General features: G+C 60.4%; 2 protein-coding genes. One reads left to right on the forward strand and one right to left on the reverse strand.

All coding sequences use genetic code 11. The annotated features are described in order from the left end of the window. The first annotated feature begins 49 nt into the window (after positions 1-49). Positions 50-622, forward strand: coding sequence for a GNAT family N-acetyltransferase (locus tag EOD07_RS33190; protein ID WP_127238233.1), 573 nt, complete (start codon positions 50-52; stop codon positions 620-622). 122 nt (positions 623-744) lie between these two features. Here the strand turns inward: EOD07_RS33190 and EOD07_RS33195 are convergent, their stop codons facing one another. Beyond that, the gene (locus EOD07_RS33195) at positions 745-1131 is read right to left on the reverse strand and encodes a DUF2794 domain-containing protein (protein WP_040988010.1); all 387 of its coding nucleotides are present in this window, start codon (positions 1129-1131) and stop codon (positions 745-747) included. Positions 1132-1807: the final 676 nt, after the last annotated feature.

The raw sequence follows: 1807 nt of genomic DNA on the forward strand, positions 1-1807 counted from the left end.
AGACAGGTCCTTTGCTGTTATCGAGGCAGGAAAGAGAACTGCACAAATTATGAGCATGATTGCGATCAGACCCGCCACCGCGGCCGACCTCGACCGGATCACCGAAATCTATGCCGATGCGGTCACGCACGGCACGTCGAGCTACGAGCTGGAGCCGCCAAGCCGCGCCGAAATGGGCAATCGATTCGATGTCCTGGCAGCGGGCGGTTTTCCCTACCTCGTCGCGGAAAAGAATGGCGTCGTGCTCGGCTATGCCTATGCCGGACCGTTCCGGCCGCGCCCCGCCTACCGATTCGTCATCGAGGATTCGGTCTATGTCGCGCCCGAGGCCAAGGAGCAGGGCGTGGGCTCGGCGCTGATGCAGGCCCTGGTCGAGACGGCGCGCGCGGCGGGTTTCCGCCAGATCATCGCGGTCATCGGCGACGGCCATGCCGACAGTGCCTCGGTGCGGCTGCACGAGAAGCTCGGCTTTTGCCATTCCGGGCGCCTGGAAGGCTCCGGCTACAAGCACGGGCGCTGGCTGGACACGGTGTTCATGCAGCTGTCACTGAACGGCGGCGCGGCGCTGCCGCCGGATCCGGAGTCGCTGCCGGAGCGGCGGTTCAGGCTCGGAGGGAAATGAGCAAAATGGGGAAAATGGGAATTGAAGAAATGAGGAATTGAAGAACTGAAGAAAAGAAATTTATCAGGCGCGTAGCGCCTCTTTTCCTCAATTCTTCAGTTCTTCAGTTCTCCAGTTCCTCTTCAGGCCTCGACGACCTTCAGCTTCGCATCGAACACGCCGAGCACGCGGCCGAGTTCCTGGCCGCGCTTGAGGATGCGGCCGCCTGCCGCGATCACGGCGAAGGCGCCTTGCCGGCGCGCCAGCTTGGGGTCCTTGACGATCTGGAAGAGCGGCACTTCGCTGGCCCGTCGGAAGACGGAAAAGACAGCGCGATCAGTAAGATGGTCGATCGCGTAGTCGCGCCATTCATTGGCCGCCACCATGCGTCCGTAAAGCCTCAGGATCTGGTCGAGCTCGCGCCGGTCGAATCGCACCGGCTGGTCGAGGCGGGCGTTGCGCGCCTCGTGCAACGGGATCAATATTCCGGATGCTTCCCCATCCTCCGTCCCGCTGCTGTGATCGGTCATGCCTCGATCCTTCGATTGAATCATGCGCCAGCCAAGGTTCGCGCTTTCATGCTGGAATTGCAAGGGCAGGATGGAATTGCATCGCCCGGCGAGGCATGCGCGCGGTCGCGCGGTTTCCCAAACGTCCAGTCACGTTTGCAAAACGCATGTTGGAATTGGTGATACTTCGCCACATTCTTGCCACAAATAATCCGCGCTCATGCCCCAATGTCCGACGAGTTTACCGGCGTTGCCTGAGACGGTTCGGTCCGGCACCGGCTCGTAAACCCCAAGCCCCCCGCCCACGGGTCAGCGTCGGATCGAACCAACCTCGGTTTTTCCTTGGAAAAATCAGGTGCGACGATCCCAAAACCTGAATGACCGGCGTCAGAAGCAAGCTGACGCCGGTTTTTTATTTTTCTTGTCCCTTGTCTACGGCGTGCACACATTTCCCAGCGGCTGGCCTTTGGCGATAGCGTGCATGGCTGCTTGGCGCATGCATTGTTTAATGTAGCGCTGGTCGACCCCCACTCCGTCTCGGCTTCGCCGAGCCACCTCTCCCCCGATCGACGGGCAGGGGAATCGCATATGGCTTTTTAGGACTTGAAGTTGGCCTGAGAAGGGATTCTTTGGGCAGGCAGTCGAATGAAGGAGAGACTGCCATTTCCAGCCTTGAGAGCTATTTTGGCGCGCTGCC

This window comes from Mesorhizobium sp. M2C.T.Ca.TU.002.02.1.1 (genome assembly GCF_003997225.1).